Annotated in this window: 16 protein-coding genes; 1 reads left to right on the plus strand and 15 read right to left on the minus strand. The window is 36.6% G+C overall.

What is annotated here, in order from left to right; genetic code table 11:
- Positions 1-177: 177 nt before the first annotated feature.
- The 13 genes from CRS_RS15765 to CRS_RS15825 form a co-directional block, all read right to left on the minus strand.
- Positions 178-1,512, minus strand: a complete 1,335-nt coding sequence (locus CRS_RS15765) for a trigger factor (protein WP_142724976.1) — start codon at positions 1,510-1,512, stop codon at positions 178-180.
- A 136-nt stretch (positions 1,513-1,648) separates the two neighbouring features.
- The gene (locus CRS_RS15770; RefSeq protein WP_142724978.1) at positions 1,649-2,221 is read right to left on the minus strand and encodes a hypothetical protein; all 573 of its coding nucleotides are present in this window, start codon (positions 2,219-2,221) and stop codon (positions 1,649-1,651) included.
- 50 nt (positions 2,222-2,271) lie between these two features.
- Entirely contained in the window at positions 2,272-4,656 is a 2,385-nt protein-coding gene (locus tag CRS_RS15775) for a TonB-dependent receptor (RefSeq protein ID WP_142724979.1), read from the minus strand.
- 247 nt (positions 4,657-4,903) lie between these two features.
- Positions 4,904-5,260, minus strand: a complete 357-nt coding sequence (locus CRS_RS15780) for a hypothetical protein (protein ID WP_228451272.1) — start codon at positions 5,258-5,260, stop codon at positions 4,904-4,906.
- A gap of 148 nt (positions 5,261-5,408) precedes the next feature.
- Complete coding sequence (locus CRS_RS15785; protein ID WP_142724980.1) at positions 5,409-7,337, minus strand: ABC-F family ATP-binding cassette domain-containing protein; 1,929 nt, start codon at positions 7,335-7,337, stop codon at positions 5,409-5,411.
- Between the two features lie 135 nt (positions 7,338-7,472).
- Positions 7,473-7,721, minus strand: coding sequence for a hypothetical protein (locus CRS_RS15790; RefSeq protein ID WP_142724981.1), 249 nt, complete (start codon positions 7,719-7,721; stop codon positions 7,473-7,475).
- A 33-nt stretch (positions 7,722-7,754) separates the two neighbouring features.
- Entirely contained in the window at positions 7,755-8,489 is a 735-nt protein-coding gene (locus tag CRS_RS15795) for a hypothetical protein (protein WP_142724982.1), read from the minus strand.
- A 237-nt stretch (positions 8,490-8,726) separates the two neighbouring features.
- Positions 8,727-10,076: a DUF2235 domain-containing protein gene (locus CRS_RS15800; RefSeq protein WP_142724983.1), complete on the minus strand. Its 1,350-nt coding sequence runs from the start codon at positions 10,074-10,076 to the stop codon at positions 8,727-8,729.
- 149 nt (positions 10,077-10,225) lie between these two features.
- A complete protein-coding gene (locus CRS_RS15805) occupies positions 10,226-10,903 on the minus strand; it encodes a response regulator (RefSeq protein ID WP_142724984.1) in 678 nt (225 codons plus the stop codon).
- Positions 10,872-11,588 carry a sensor histidine kinase gene (locus CRS_RS15810; protein ID WP_228451273.1) on the minus strand — a complete coding sequence of 239 codons (717 nt, stop codon included), beginning with the start codon at positions 11,586-11,588 and terminating at the stop codon, positions 10,872-10,874. The genes CRS_RS15805 and CRS_RS15810 overlap by 32 nt, the downstream gene beginning before the upstream one ends.
- Before the next feature lie 65 nt (positions 11,589-11,653).
- A complete protein-coding gene (locus CRS_RS15815) occupies positions 11,654-12,277 on the minus strand; it encodes a hypothetical protein (RefSeq protein WP_142724985.1) in 624 nt (207 codons plus the stop codon).
- Positions 12,278-12,293: 16 nt separating this feature from the next.
- Positions 12,294-13,073, minus strand: coding sequence for a hypothetical protein (locus tag CRS_RS15820; RefSeq protein ID WP_228451274.1), 780 nt, complete (start codon positions 13,071-13,073; stop codon positions 12,294-12,296).
- Positions 13,074-13,137: 64 nt separating this feature from the next.
- Positions 13,138-13,758 carry a DUF5715 family protein gene (locus CRS_RS15825; protein ID WP_142724987.1) on the minus strand — a complete coding sequence of 207 codons (621 nt, stop codon included), beginning with the start codon at positions 13,756-13,758 and terminating at the stop codon, positions 13,138-13,140.
- 219 nt (positions 13,759-13,977) lie between these two features.
- Here CRS_RS15825 and aqpZ point away from each other — a divergent pair, with 219 nt between their 5' ends.
- Entirely contained in the window at positions 13,978-14,694 is a 717-nt protein-coding gene (gene aqpZ, locus CRS_RS15830; RefSeq protein WP_034696881.1) for an aquaporin Z, read from the plus strand.
- Between the two features lie 83 nt (positions 14,695-14,777).
- Here the strand turns inward: aqpZ and CRS_RS15835 are convergent, their stop codons facing one another.
- Together CRS_RS15835 and CRS_RS15840 are read right to left on the minus strand one after the other, a co-directional pair.
- On the minus strand, positions 14,778-15,323 hold the full coding sequence (locus CRS_RS15835) for a hypothetical protein (protein ID WP_142724988.1): 546 nt from the start codon (positions 15,321-15,323) through the stop codon (positions 14,778-14,780).
- Between the two features lie 262 nt (positions 15,324-15,585).
- On the minus strand, positions 15,586-16,578 hold the full coding sequence (locus tag CRS_RS15840) for an acyl transferase (RefSeq protein ID WP_142724989.1): 993 nt from the start codon (positions 16,576-16,578) through the stop codon (positions 15,586-15,588).
- Positions 16,579-16,757: the final 179 nt, after the last annotated feature.

Consider the following 16,757-nt stretch of genomic DNA (forward strand, 5'->3'; position numbering starts at 1 on the left):
AAAAGTAAATATAGGAATATTGGCGGACATACAAATAAATAATGAGTAATGAATGATCAATGATGAATGGTAATTGATAAGTACCTGGTGATGATAACTGATTAATTTTAAGGTATAGATATATAATAAAAAACCGCCAAAAAATGACGGTTTTCAAATATTTATATCCGGATATAATTACTTCTTAAGTTCTTCTAAAAATTCGTCGTGAGAAATTTTAGTTTCTTTTTTACTTGCTTTTTCAAGAATTACATCTTTTAGTTTAGCCATAGCTACTTCAGAAGAAATTTGTCTTACCTGCTCCTGATCTTTCAGCATTTCAACAGCATATTTCTGGATCTCTTCATCACCTAAGTGGTGGATTCCGTAGATTGCCAACTGATTTTTTACCAGCTGCTCAGCCTGAGCCAATACGTCAGCATAATCAAGGTTGATTTCGTTCTCAGTCATCAATTTACCTTCAATGATCTGATATTTCAACTGGTTTTTCTCAGCTTCAAGAATTTCTTTAGCCTGCTCTTCAGACTGAATGTTCTGGTTAGAGAATAATAACCACTTCACTAAGAATGATTCAGGAAGTTTCACTTCTTCTTTCTCAGTCACCTGTTCCAATACTTTATTCACAAAGTGAACATCAGCATTCTGTTGGAAATACTCATCCAATTCAGTTTTCACTTTATCTTTAAGCTCTTCTTCAGACTTGATATTTCCTTCTCCGTATACTTTATCGAATAGATCCTGATTAAGCTCAGCTAAGTTTAATGAATAGAAATCTTTTACTTTTACTTCTACTTCATTGTGGTGTAGGTGTTCAACTTCTTCTTTGCTGAATCCTAATTCTTTAGCTAATTCTTCGTCACCTGCAAGCGTTTCTTTTGTTACTTTTACAGATCCATCCATTTTCAAACCTTTTACCAATTTGAAAGCTTCTTTGTTTTCAGCGGTAATAGTAAGGTTTTTTGGGTGGTGGTGGTGCTCTCCTTCAGCATCTTCTTCCACAACCTGAGAAACTTCTAAAGCAATGTAAGAATCTTTAGTGATTTTATCTTGAGGAACCTGCTCAGCGAAACGCTTCTGCATGTTTTCAATACTCTTACCGATTTCTTTGTCAGAAGCTTCTACTTTGTAGTGAGGAGCTTCATATTTAGCTAAATCTATAGTGAATTCAGGCTCAAATCCTACTTCAAAAGCAACTTCTAATTGATCAGCATTGTAATCTAATTCGTTTACGGGCTGAGGAATAGGCTGACCAACTAATCTTAATTTGTTTTCATTAACATAGTTGTTCAATGCATCAGAAACCTGTCTGTTGATTTCTTCAAATGCAATACCTGCTTCATATTGTTTTTTAACCATACTCAAAGGCACTTTCCCTTTTCTGAATCCAGGAACTTGCGCATTTTTAGCATAATTAATCAACTGCTTCTCTACTTTTTCTTTGTAGTCAGATTTTTCCAATGTTACTGTAAGCAATGCACTTACGTCATCATGGTTTTGTGCGGTAACCTTCATTATTGATTAAAATTTTAGGTTGCAAAAATAGGAATTTTTTATGAAAATCACCCATTTAAAATCAACTTATAACGCCAAAAATTGTTAAATAAAAAACCGCCGGATTATTCCGGCGGTCCAAACAAGATTAATTGTCCTAATTACTTAGGTTGTATTTTGCCTCAGCGTCGGTTTCTCCTCCTACGACGCTTCCCCAGGCAGTACCTGATTTAGCATCGTTTACACTTTGAGGAGAGTGAATAAGCGTCAGTTTTAAAAACGGAGCCGTTCCGTCAACAGCTTTCACGACAGTCCATTTGGTTCTCAATCCAACTCTTTTCCCATCACTTCTAAGATCGCTGCCATCTACTCTTTCTACGGTAATATTGGATTTTGGAAAATCAAAAATTAAAAAATGTTCGTTTTTAGCATCAATGATCTCCTGGGTAGCATCTTCATTTCCGTTTCTGAATTTTGCCTGAACAGTGTAAGTCTTACCATCTGTAAGCGGAATAGTAGGCGTTCCTCCCGCTCCGATACTGTAATCATAACTTTGAGTGGTTCCTGCTGCATCATCAGTTACCAGTAACACGATATTCGTAAGTTCTTCCTGAGGAAGGTCATCTTCTTCTGCAGAACCGTTTCTCTGACAAGATGTAACAGCAGTAACAGTGATGAATAAAACAGCTAATAATTTGATAATATTTTTAGTATTGAATAGTTTGTTCATTGTTAAGAATTTAAAATTGTGAAATTTTGATTAAATGTTTTTTGAAATCTTTAGAATCTGTATCTAAAGTTTAAAATAAAGTTTCTTCCTGCCTCATCTGCAAAGAATCTCAAACGGTTCAGATACTCTCTGTATGAAGTATTGAAAAGATTGTTTACGATGAGTCCCGCAGAAAGGTTTTTGCTGATGTTGATTCCCGTTTGGATATTCCAAAGTGAGTATCCGTTTGGCGGCGTACTGAAATCGATTTCCTTATCCACCAACTCACCATTCACAAAAAGCTCCAATGGTGCATTTCGGATCGGGAATCTGGTTTGTTTTAAAAATGTCTGGTTTTCAACAGTGAAATAGAAGCTGTTCCATTCCTGCTTTTTAAACTGTAATGCATTGGAAAAATTTGGAGGCATCATCAGAATCAACGGCTCGTTATGGGTATCGTCCTGCCCGTATACGTAGCTTCCTTTTCCTACATAAGTAAGGTCATCCGTAAGTTTCCAGTTGATATCCAGATCCACTCCATACATTTTTGCATCAATCTGCTGATATACCCATTCCGGGAATACCCCTCTGATTGTTCCTTTGATCCCAACGGGAATTTCATTAATGAAGTTTTTAGTGATGAAGAAATATGGGTTTACAGAAACATTCAATCCTTTTAAAACATTGAATTTTGAGTCTACATTTAAATTAAACTGATGTCCCTGCTCATTTTTCAAGCCCATGTATCCGGTTTCAATAATACCTGCAGAATGGTGCAGCCCGTCTGAAAATAATTCAGCAACATTCGGAGATCTTCCCACTTTTGCATAATTAAATTTCAGATCAAAATTGGCATTGGGACGGTATTCCAGCCCTGCATTGAAAGAGACATTATTATAATTAAGCTGAGGGCGTGTCAAAACTCTGTTCTGATCTGTTTTCACATAGAATTGTGGATAAGCATTGGCATATAACTGATCCCAGTCACTTTTATCATACCATTTGGTTACATCATAACGGGTGAAGTCATATCTCGCTCCTGCTTCAAAATTGAATTCAGGTGAAATTTTATATTTAAAAACAGAATAAGCACCTGCCGAATATTTATCATAATTCGGGATCAGACGTCTCGCTTTTGTTGCCGGATCTGAATAATTGTTTTGAAACCCTGCATCAATTCCGGTTTCCAAAGACCACTTTTCTCTCTCTAATAAATCATTAATATTGAACTGGTGCGTCATCAACGCCAAATCCAGTGAAGGGGTATCATTTAAATCTCCTCTTCTTATATCATATTCCTGTCTGTGGTTGTACTGATAACTGTACGTAGCAGACAATTTCCCTATATTTTCAAATCTCTTGAAAGCAGAAACTTTTGCAATATGATGTTCAATAACCTGTCTTGGGTTATCAATATCATAACTGAATTTTCCTGAATAGATTGGAGGATTGGCATTCATCGCCCTGTCATAATCTTCAGAGGTGGAAACGTGTGAGTCTCTTAAAATTCCTATATTCTGGTTTGTCAGATAATAATCAAAAGAGATCCCTCTTTCATAGGTATTATTCTGAACAGTGAAATTGAAGGAAGAAAAATCCATTCCTGTATTTTTCAGATTATAATTGGGTGCACTCTGGTCTCCCAGTTTCTTGATGCTTCCGCCAGATTTTACAGCCCATCCGTTTTTCCAGACTTTAGCAACATCTACATCAAGCCCAAGACCTCTTCCGTTGGAAATTCCGGTAAGACCGACTGAGCCTTTGATAGTATCCTTTTTGGGGAAAATTTCCGGCTCCATTACCACGACTCCACCAATAGCATCACTTCCATATTTCAAAGCAGAAGCTCCTTTGATTACATCGATATGCTGAAAATTATTAATATCAACATTCGGGGCATGTTCCACTCCCCATTCCTGCTCAGCAAGGCGTACTCCATTGTTCAGGATGCTGATTCGGCTTCCATACAGCCCGTGAATAACAGGTTTTGAAATATTATTCCCGGTTTTCAAAGCCGTCACTCCTGAAATTTTAGATAATAAATTCCCCAGATTATCCGTAGAGTTTTTCTCTATATCAGATTTATTGAGCGTTTTCACTACCAGTGAACCGTTGTTTTTATGACTTCCATGGATGGTAACGGTTTCAATATCTTTGACATGATGTTCCAGGGTAATGACCAACTGAACATCCCGATCAACTCCTATATTTTCAGTATAATCATTGCAATCAGGATGTTGTGCAATGAGCGTATACTTCCCTGCAGGAATTTTGTCAAAAGAAAATTTACCTTTCTTGTTTGTTTTGGCTGTAAAGTTTCCGATTTTGATGACTGCATTTTCCAGCATGGTCTTATCATGAAAATCCTGAACGGTTCCCTCTACAGTATATGTTTTTTGTGCACTTGTAAATACTGATCCGCAAAAGATCAGCAGCAGGCAATATATCAATTTCATTGTAAATAGATTGATTGCGTACCTATCAATAAGGTACATTTTTCGTTAAAATTTGTGGGAAGGGTTTGTTTTAATTGTAGAATATACAATGTAAAAAGTAAAATGTATTGATGATGAGAAATTAAAAATTAGTCACTGAAACCGTTAATAACAGCCGTTACCAAATGATTTCCAACAGCTTTAAACTTCGAACATCAAACATTAAACTTTAAAGTACAGAACTTTAAACCCAATAAGAATCTATGAATTATGAAAATGCGGGCGGTCCCCGAAGCTGAAAAGTGAATTTGGTCTGAGACCATATTTTCTCCTGAATGGCGATGATTGGCTTTACTTCATGGCTGTAATGCTCAAAAGTAAAGTTGAATTCTTCAGGAGCCAGTGTATGTCCGGTCACCAAAAAGTGGCAGGCCAGACAGTCGCCAGCTTTCTCTTTAGTAACAGCCTTCGTCACCGTATTCTCCGTTTTTTTAAGATTAAAAGCCTTAAAATAGTCTACAGAATCGTGATGGTGAAAGCTTTGAGAAAGCAGCGCAAGGAAATATACTCCAAACAACAGCTTGGAGATAAAACTCTTTAAATTTCTGCTTTCTTTAATAATCATGGTTCAAAATTATGAAAATAATTTAATTGTTTCCTTAAAGTTTTATTAAATTACTGTGCAACTACTGATAATAAGTAGAGATGAACAGCATTCTGTTACAAAAAAAATGCTCCATAATTTTTAATTTATGAAGCATGTATATTTTTGACTAATCAAGTTGGGTTCCGAGATATTCCCACTCCTGCAGTGCTGTCTCCAGATCTTCCTTGAATTTATTGTATTGTTCCAGGGTTTCATCTGAAGGATTTTCTTTAGCAAAAGAAGCTTCCATTTCTTCTACTTTTGTTTCAAGCTCAGAAATTCTTTCTTCTACTTTCTTGATTTTATTCTGAATATTTTTTTGTTCTTTACTGACAATATTGGAAGATTGGGTACTGCTCACAACAGGTTTTTCTTCCACTTTCTTAGGTTCTGTCTTTACTTCGTTATGAAGTTTGGCTTTTTCTGCAGAAATCTCTCTGATGGTTTCCTTTTGTCTGTACTCAAGATACTCGTTGATGTCTCCAAGGAACTCTTTCATTTTTCCGTCACGGAATTCATAGATCTTATCACAAAGCCCCTGCAGGAATTCCCTGTCGTGCGAGATCACAATCAGAGTTCCTTCAAAATTCTGCAATGCCAGCTTGATAATTTCTTTAGACTGGATATCAAGGTGGTTAGTAGGTTCGTCCATGATCAGTGTATTGAAAGGACGAAGCAATAGTTTACAAAGTGCCAGACGGTTTCTTTCTCCTCCGGAAAGCACTTTTGTTTTCTTAGAAACAGCATCTCCCTGGAAAAGGAAAGATCCTAATAAGTCTCTTACTCTAGGTCTTGTTTCTTCGGTTGCTGCATCTTCAGCTTCTTCCAGAACCGTTTTGTTAGGGGTCAAAACCTCTTCCTGATTCTGCGCAAAATATCCGATATTGACATTATGTCCAAGATTCCATGTTCCGGAATAATCCTTGATATCTCCTGCAAGAATTTTAGCCAGCGTAGTTTTTCCCTGACCATTCTGTCCTAAAAGAGCAATCCTGTCTCCTCTCTGAACGATGAAATCTACATTGTCAAAAATCTGTTTCTGCCCATAAGCCTTTCCAAGATTTACCGCTTCGAAGATCACTTTCCCGGGAACCATAGACTGAACGAAACGGATGTTGAATTTTGAAACATCTTCGTTATCAACCTCAATACGTTCTATTTTATCTAATTTCTTAATAAGTGACTGCGCGAAAGATGCTTTTGTAGCACTGGCACGGAACTTATTGATATTGTCTTCCATCTGTTTGATCTCCGCATCCTGATTTTTTTTAGCCTGAATCAGTTTCTCACGGCGATCTTCTCTCATGATCAGATATTTGGAATAGTTGGCTTTATAATCGTCAACCTTTTTATTATTAATATCGAAAGTACGGTTGCATACAGCTGTCATGAACTGTTTATCGTGGCTTACCAGAACAATAGCTCCCGGATATTCCTTAAGGAAGTTTTCAAGCCAGATGATGGATTCCATATCCAGGTGGTTGGTAGGCTCATCGAGAAGCATAATATCGTTCTTCTGAAGAAGCAATTTTGCCAATTCGATTCTCATCCTCCATCCTCCTGAAAATTCATCGGTAATCTTTTGGAAGTCATCTGCTTTAAATCCTAAACCAAATAAAACTTTTTCCATGTCCCCTTCAAGATTATAGGCATCATGGTTCATCAAAAGATCATTCAGTTCGGTCATTTTATTGATCAGATCTGTATAAGAATCACTTTCGTAATCCGTTCTGACGGCCATCTGATGATTGACTTCTTCAAGCTCGTTTTTCCAGGCATTGATCTGTTCAAAAGCCTGCATGGTTTCATCCCAAACCGTCCTTCCTTTTACGAAATCAAGATCCTGCTTCAGGAATCCAATGGTAATACTTCCTTCTGTCACCACTTCACCTTCGTAGAAATTAATTTCTCCGGAAAGCATTTTCAATAAAGTGGATTTCCCCGCTCCATTTTTTCCTACCAGACCTACTTTATCATCCTTTTTAATGGTGAAATTGACATTTTGAAATAAATAATTTCCTGAATGATGTAATCCTAAACTTTGAACCGAAAGCATCTTAATTAATAATTAGTAATGAATAATGAATTTTCGCCGGCAAAAATACGGAAAAAGAAATGAATAGCCCAGAAATAAAAAAAGCGGTCCGTTTTGGACCGTTTTTATTTCTAACGTTACTGATGTTGCAGAAGTTTATCCTGGAGTGAGTGGCGGGGTTTTCCTTCCGGACTCTACCATTGCAATCATTTCTACCAGACTTTGGGCTGCCTCTTTATAAGTTACCTGTCTGATTCCGTGGTGAGATCCTATCTCATGCTGCAGCTCGTTTAAAGTAGTAGCCTGAGCCATTGTCATCTTTTTACTGCCGTTTTTGATGCTGATTTCATTTTCGCAAGTCTGCAAAAGCTTATTAGCTTTTTTAAGCCATTCTGAAACTTTCATAATTATTGGGTTTTGGTGATTTGTTATATAATTTTATGTATTGAGGAGCTGTATCAAGGACTGCCCCGCAGGTATACTCTCTACAGGAGCTGCTCCGGGTGCATTTGCAACCCCATAAGTTCTTCGGATAATCTGTAAATCGTACTGCATATTTTCAGCACTGAAAGTAAACGCTCCCCCTGGTGCCATTGAATTTAACACAATATCTCCGGAATGCATATTTGCCTGAGAAGCAAATAAGACTATCTTTTCATTAGGTTTCATACTCACCTGTCTCTGTGAAGAAGATGTAAATGCACAGAAAGGCTGAAATACTCCATTTACTTTTGCAGCAAGCCCTATTGTAACATTAGGAGCCCCCGGATGTCTTTCATTTTTTACAGTGATTATTCCTTCAGGAGTACTCTCTCCTCTCGAAAATGAACCGTCAGAATGAAAGCTTATGGCTGTTCCTAAAGGAATTTCCTGTGATAATGCCTGCATGTGAATGGTTGTACCAGGTTCAATAACTGCTCTATTGAAAACATATACTTTATATTCGGGTTCACAATAAATTTCTTCTGTACCAAACATATGCCCAAAGTTGATGGCAAACCAAGCCGGCACTCCTACAGAAATCTGATTTGGGCCTGTTGCTCCTTTAAATCCCATTAATTGACAGGCATTTTCCTGCAGGTATTGTAAAATTTGTTTCTGATCAGCTGATGTGAAATCAAATTTAATTGAGTATATTCTGGTTCCGGGTCTTTGAATTAGTGTCTTTTCCATTGTTTTAATCTTTGGTATTCCTACTCTTTTTAGTGCTAGATTTTTCAATTTTCTATTTTGAAGCTCTATGAAATGAACAGATCAAAGTAACGAGAATCAAAAACCGGAAACTACAGTATAATACACCAAATTCAGAATTAGGTAATTATACTCAATTGACTGCCAAAATCTTAAGAAAAAAGGAGACACCTTAATGGATGTCCCCTAACCTAAATTTAAAACTGAGAAGCACTGTAATTAATTTCTAATTTCATTTAACGGAACTGAAGCAGGTATTTTTACAATGGAACGAATCCAAAGATCATTATTGGGTACATTGGTTCCATAAAGAAAATCTGCCACAAAGCTGTCTTCCGGTAAATGGAGTTCTTCGGAAAGCCTTATCTGGCTATTCTGATCAACAGAGGTATTACTGGAAACATTCAATCCGTGATTGATCAGTTCAATATTCACTTCCTGTTGTGACCTGTACCGGAAACTTTTACTATATAATCCAAAGTTTGATGAAATATGGATATAGTCTGCAAATTTTCCAAAATCATATATTGGCTTCCTGCTTCCTGAAAGATCTTTTATATATTCTTTCATTTTTATATAAAAACGATTGAGAAAAGAATGCCTGTTATAATCTGTTCCAAAATAAGCCTGATTTTCTATACTGAAAACAGATCCTGTCGTATTGGTTTCATCCATCATCAGTTTTCCATATATTTTCGAAAGTTCATTATATACCTTATCCCTGCAGACATATGCCTGTGAAAGTCCGTTAACAGTCTCTACTCCGTATCCTGAAAGCAGAGCATCCCATATTTTATCTCCTTCAGCACTCATCTTTGCACTTCTGATATCTGAAACATAATGATGAATGTCATCAATATTCATAAAGTCTGTAGAAATATAAACAGACTGTGGTCCCTCCAAATAACCGCCTCCTACATCAGCATGATCTCCCGGCACAAAAATTTCTTTCCAGACGGATGACTGATGTTCAGATTTCTGATCCTGCATAGTCTTTGAATTTTCAAAAAACCCGGTTAGCGGAAAGAAAAAACGGCTCTCATTAACTGCACAGATATGGAAAGCGTTCTCTACCTGGGCAGGTATATTCAGAGCATAGGTATTAAATGGCTTGGATTCTACGGTATCAAAAACTCCCAAAAATTTGATCCGGCAATGATCCGGCGCATAATAATTCAAAAGCTGATTACAGAAAGTTCTGGCCAGCATTCCTCCTCTTCCAAATCCATAAATATAGAAATGGTATTCTATGGTTTGATCATGGGTAACCTGTTGCACAAAATCTTCTGCCTTCTGAAGTTTATTATCTGATGAATAACCGCTACCATAAGGCGGATTTGCGCAGGTTGCCATCGCAAAATTATTATCTTCACTCCCTGATACGGTACCAATTCCCTCGATATAAATTTTTTCATCTCCAATGAATAAACTGTATAATTTATAGATGTTGGTAAATGTGCCATAATAGCTTTCATTATTGTTCAGCGGTTTGTCCGGTGAAAGAATATTTACTCCATTATTTCCTGTACCGTCAAAGAAAATCCCGACGGAAATCACTCTGCTATTCATGTTTTACTTTAATTTTTTATTACAGATCCTGTTTGTGTTTTTTTAACTAAAAACCTCTAAAAGAGACAATTCAAAATAACAGAAGAAAAATAAGCCTGACTAGAGTGAAAAGTACCAAATAAAAAATTCCGTATTTCTACGGAATCATATTATATTTTTTCAAGTGTGTATATATTGTTGACAATAGCATAGATAACGATTCCCACTGTATTTTTGGCTCCGATCTTCTCCAGGATACGCTGACGGTGGCTTTCTACCGTTCTTGGACTGATAAAGAGTTTTTCGCCTATTTCGTTATTGGTAAATTCCTGACAGATCAGTTTTACGACATCTTTTTCTCTTTCAGAAAGCTCATCTTCTGTGTCAAAAAGAGAATTCTTCTTGGCAGAACTGTTCATATAGGTAAACAGCATCTGATGATCTTCAGCCGTGAAAAAGACTCCGTTTTTATCTACCATGGTGATGGCCTCAATAAATGTCTTTTTATTTGAATTTTTGGGAAGGAATGCCGACACTCCCAACTTGACCATATATCCCAGAATAGATGTTTTGTAATGGGATGACAGGATAATAATTTTAAGATCAGGATATTTTTCCTTCAGAATTTCTACCAGCTCAAAGCCATTCATTGGTTTCATCTGAACATCCACAAGGGCAATATCAGGAAATTCATCTTCTGAAAGTTTTCCGAGGTCTTCTATAAAATCCGGGCCGTTATCTGCAGTAAGGCACACCGAGATATTTTTTTCATTGGACAGCAACATTCTTACCCCTTCAAGGATCAGCTGTTCATCATCAATCAGTGCTAGTTTGATTTGGGAACTCATGATATTTTGGAATTTTAATAATTAAACGACTTCCTTTATTTAAAAAGGTTTTTTTCCATTTGTGTGTGGCGTTCATCGATTTGATACGGGATTCTATATTTTTGATTCCCATACCCTTTTTCACCTCTTCATATTCAAACCCCTGTCCGTTATCTGAGATAACAACCGCCATATTTTCAGGATAATCTTTGATATAGATCCAAAGATCCGCTGCATCCGAATGCTTGATCACATTAGTAGTAAATTCCTGAATAATCCTGTACAGCTGCACTTCTACAAAAAGATCTTTTTTTTCATATCCCGGCATAACCTGCAGGGAAATATTTATTTTGTGAGAAAGGTTGGCGATCAGTTCTTCAACGTATAATACCAGCCCTACCGATTCCAGATTAACAGGGTATAATGAATGAGAAATACTTCTTGCAGCATCAATCAGAGAAGACATCTGCCCGTAGATATTTTTTTTGATCAGCTCGTCACCCTGTGTATCGAGATTATTCAGCCATAAGGAAAGAATATTGAGACGGTTTCCGATATCATCATGAATCATAACCGCAATTCTTTTTCTTTCTTCTTCCTGGGCCTTGATGTTTTCCAGTACCAGTTTTTTCTGGTGCTGAACTTCTGCCTCATGCTGTACATTCTTTTCCTTTATAATCCTGGTGATAAAGGCTCTGTAAGCCAATAGAATAAAGGATACTATAACTGTTATGGTAACAATTATAAGGATCAGCAGATTGATATTTAAAGTTACTTCTTTAATTTTAAAAAAGTGTATAAAAATGAACAGTACAAGATACTCGAAAGAATATTATTGGCACTGAGAATAGTATAATAATCGTTTTCCGACAGATTGGCAATCTGATGCTGAATGATAAAAATAAACACCGAAACAGAATAATAGAAAAAAATACTGGCATCCACCAGGAGAAAACGGTTCTGTGCAGAGGTATTTTTAATCTCACGAATCAATGTAAACCCTGAAAGACAGATAATAATGATATTGGAAATCACTTTTGCAATATCGGCATTTGCAGGATACCCAAAACCATATTGGGAAATCATAAAACCCGCAGCCAGCAGACCTACAGCTCCAAGTACAGATTTCGGCCAATCCAGTTTTCTGATAAATAAGCCCGTCAGTAGAAAAAATTCTCCTGCAATATATAAAGGATAAAGGAATGAAGTATCATTAAGCCTGAAGAGGTAAGGCAGAGCCAGATTCAGCAGCTCAATAAAAAAAAGAAAAGCAATACAATAATAATACTGCTTTTCTTTGTGATATAATATACGGTATTTTACTGCTCCCAATATTATAACCGATAGGAGCAGCCCATAGTTCAGGAATAAAATTGCCTTATAAAGTTCAGCCATTCCTCAGTGTAACTTTTTAGAATTCACATCCAACATCCACATCCGGAATACGGCAGATAGGAGGACATGGCTTTGCCCAGTCGTAGGTATTTGAAATAGTCTGTACTCCATTTTCTGCATCCTTAAGATTTTCAAGGAAAGAGATAAAGATAAGAGTTACCAGCATTTTACCATAAATATCATTGTATTTAAGACCAAAAGAACAGGTAATTCCTGCTAACCCCTGGTTATCAAGGCAAAGATCCGCTGTAGGAACATAGAATTTTCTAAAAATCCCGTTTCCTGCATTTTCTCTGCATTCTTTGTAAAACCAGTCCATCCCTTCATTTCTCCAACGTTCAATAGCATTTACGGCTACATCCTGCTCAAGAATTGGTGTGCTGGAAACCGGAAAAGCCATATTGGAATCTTTCTCAGTTTTTTCTAAACTTTTGGAAAGCACTGCATTTTTAACAACGGTATATTCCTGGATTTCCTGAAGTCTCAGATCATGATCCAATTCAGTAAGGAAGCTGTATGGGTATTCTTTTACATCTACTTTATCCCCTTTTTCGTTCATAGGATAGAGAATCATTATCAAACGCCCTTTGTATACTCCTATTGCTGAACAAAAGTCTTTATAATTACTAAAGCCTTTCATCCATTCAAGATGTTCTCTTGAGATATTAAAAACATAGTTCGTAGGGATAAGGCTTTGCAGTTTTGAAAAATCAGAAAAACAGGATTTCCACTCATTGGCTGCCGCTCTGCATTCTTCCACAGGCAGCATGTAGTCTACAATGTTTAACGTTGTCATAAGCATAGTTTTTTTGGTTGTATAAAAATATGCAAACTAAATATGCTATGCAAGAGGATTTTTATTAATAATTTTTCACAGTGATATGATAACAGCTTTGCTGCTTTTCTTTAATATAGCAGATTCTACCGGCTTTTTCATAATATTTCAATACTTTTTCCAGAGCAGCTTCCATTTTCGGATTATACTTCAGTACATTATTGAATCTTACATAAGAGATATCAAAAGAGTTACCATAGTTGTGGGAACTAATTCCTAATGAGGCATTCCCGTTTACTCTTCTCAGCCTGCACTGGTCTTCAAGAGTTCTGGTAATGGATGAAACGGTAAAGGTCCCGCCTTTTGTTTCTTTATGGAACCTGGCTCCAATCTTCTCCAGTGTTGTTTTTGCTTTGGAAACCATATAAGCCCTGCTGTAATCCAGTCTTTGGACCTGATACCCCTTACCTGATTTTTTTATCTTGTGGAACTTCCCGTTATTGATATACTTCTGCACCGTTTTGGAATCTTTCAGCAGCTGAATTCCGAAGCTCTTTGAGGCATCAAGATGAGATTTATAAAGGGGAGTAGGTTCAACCTTCAAGACAGCAGCAAGATCATAGCATGGAAAAGATTTTTTTGCTGCCTGTGCATAATGTAAACTATAAATAAAAGGTACAAAGACCACACAAAGAAATTTTCTCATTCACCATCCTTTTAAATTACAAATGAAAGATAAAACATTTATGATATCTCTTTCAATACTGACTATAACACTCTCTAAATAAATCCCAAACAAACTTTACACCAAATTATTGATTTTGTAATTTTTGTTCCCTGTTTTTTGAAATATTTTTTCAGTTTTAACTTTTTACTTTAAGATTTAAATTTTACATTTGAGATACATTTAAACATAAACAACATGATAAAAAAACTTTTTGCTGAATTTTTCGGCACATTTTGGCTTGTTTTCGGAGGGTGTGGAAGCGCTGTTTTTGCAGCCGGTGTTCCAGATATTGGCATCGGACTTTTAGGAGTTGCTTTGGCTTTCGGTCTTACGGTTCTTACCATGGCTTATGCTGTAGGGCATATCTCAGGAGGGCATTTTAATCCGGCAGTATCCTTCGGGCTTTTAGCAGGCGGAAGGTTTCCTGCAAAAGACCTTATTCCTTACATTGTGGCCCAGTGTTTAGGAGCAATTGTTGCAGCGGGCTGTCTGTATACGATCCTCAACGGTGCCGGAGCAGTAGAATTCTCGAAACCCGGAGATTTTGCTACGAACTTTTACGGTGAAGCCGTTTACAATGGAAAAGCTTTCAGCATGGGAGCAGCTTTCCTGGCTGAGTTTTTATTAACAGCATTCTTCCTTATTGTGATCATGGGAGCTACGGATAAATGGGCTAACGGTAAATTTGCCGGTCTTGCCATCGGTCTTGCTCTTACTTTGATCCATCTGATCTCTATCCCGATTACAAATACCTCCGTAAACCCGGCAAGATCACTTTCTCAGGCAGTCTTTATGGGTGGAATTGCTATGTCACAGCTTTGGCTGTTCTGGGTAGCCCCTATACTGGGAGGAGTTGTAGGAGGATTGATCTACAAATTCCTGCTTCAGAGAGACACTGCTGAAATTGCTGATTAATTTCTTAAATACCATTCAATGATAAAAATCCTGTCAGGCGGCAGGATTTTTTGTTTTATGATTTCTGATAAATTGTTCTTCCCTTATTTCAGCTTTTTGATGTCGAAGGGATTTTTAAAGATCAGTTCTTCGTGTTTTCCTTTGATTTCCATTTTACGCTGAAGAAGATTCAATGCTATTTTTCTTATAAAAAGATCTTTATCATTCAGTGTCCAGTAAGAATCTTCATGAAGCTTTTTAGGCTGGCGGATCTGGTAAAATTCGGTTTCCCAGGTATCTACATTATGATAGAATTCAATGATTCCGCAATGTTCCGGGATAAGTTCAGCATCTACCATTCCCATCGGAAGTAAAAAACTGAAAGAATTGCACATATAATCTCCACAGGAAATTTTATCATGTTTCAGAAACTTTTCTCCGGTATCTTTATTCAGGTATGATTTTTTGAAATCATTTTTAAAATCACTTTTTGAAAGTTTGATTTCAATTTCATGACTGCCGCCTTCTGCATCAATGATCAGAATATCTGCTTCCCAATCTGCCTGAAAATAATTGGTCAGCACAATTTCTTTTTCAAAATCGCAGTGGGTATGAATATAGGCGTGTATAAGTTCTTCTATTTTAATCATTGTTATGACTGTAAAATGTACAATGTACAATGTAAAAAGTATTAATGATAATACAATTCATTAATGGTAAATGTTGTAACGCAATGTTCACAAAGCTTTTATTTGTTTGTTGTTTAAAGCTTCGCAAAGGCATTTCACTCAGCAAAAATTGCAAATCATTTATCTCTATGATGATGAAATCCAGATTTTAAAGCAAAATTTCAGACACTAATTAAAAATTGACAAGCGAAGCGAATTGACGATTCACAATTGTTTTCTCAGGTTAGCTAACCAGCAGGCTGCATCCCCTGATATCAGAATGGTCTATTCTTCCCAATACCTGAAACTTATCTCCCGTTATTTTTCCTAAATCCTGCGTTGCAATAAATGAGCAGGAATGGGTATTGGCAAGATCAATGATATTGATTGCTCCCGTCCGGCCTTCTTTTTCATAAGCTAAAGGGTCCTCTGCATTACGAACCATGATCCTCATCCAGTTTGGACATTCGTATTCGTTATTCCCAAGGGAATAGGCCTGTGATAGCAGTTCCGTCATAGAATATTCGGAATAAATCTTATCTGTATTAAGACCTTCCTGGAGAGTTTTTAAAAGCTCATCCTTTGTCATTTCCTCTTTTCGTCCTTTCATTCCTCCGGTTTCAATCACGATTAAATTTTCAGGAAAATTGAGAGACTCCTTGCTATGTTCGTGATGACAATAATCAAGAAAGTCAAGAAGGGCAAAGGAAACTCCGAAAAGAATAACTTTCCTACCCTGCAGCCTGTTCAACAGCTCAAAAAGTTCAGCATGATTGTAAAGAAAATATCCGTTTTCAGGCATGGCAGATTTTTTCATCAGATAATCTACCATATAGATCAGTGATGAATGCTGCCTCTCAAGATAGCTTGGCAGTAAACCCAGAAAAATATAATCTTCCGGTTTTCCTATAAACTGTGTGAAACTCTTATAAATGCTTTCTTCATAAAGCTCGGGATCTGCAATGAAATGTTTTGAAAGATTCATCTGAGTGGTACCCGAACTTTGAAAAAAAAGATCTGCAGTACTATTTTTATCCAGAATCTGATGATTTTTAAACATTTCGATAGGAAGAAACGGAATTTTCATCAACTCATCCACCTCATCGGGATTAACATTCAGATAGTCAACGAATTTCCTGTATATTTCAACATTTTCATATTGATAACGAAATGTTTTCAATGCTGCATTCAGGAAATCCTGTTCCGTCTGTATGTTGAATATATTTTTCAGTTCCATAACTTTTTGAATTTCTTAATCCCTCACTACAAAGCAATTATAGTGATAAAATATTATTTATTTAATAATTTTTAATGTGTTGAACCTATTTTGGTAAACTTATTGCAATTACTTATCCGGAATATGGATTAAAAACAAGAATGGGCTTCCACCCGTTCGAAAGTTACCTCTTTTAGAGG

Source organism: Chryseobacterium sp. ON_d1, assembly GCF_006829085.1.
Taxonomy (GTDB): Bacteria; Bacteroidota; Bacteroidia; order Flavobacteriales; family Weeksellaceae; genus Chryseobacterium.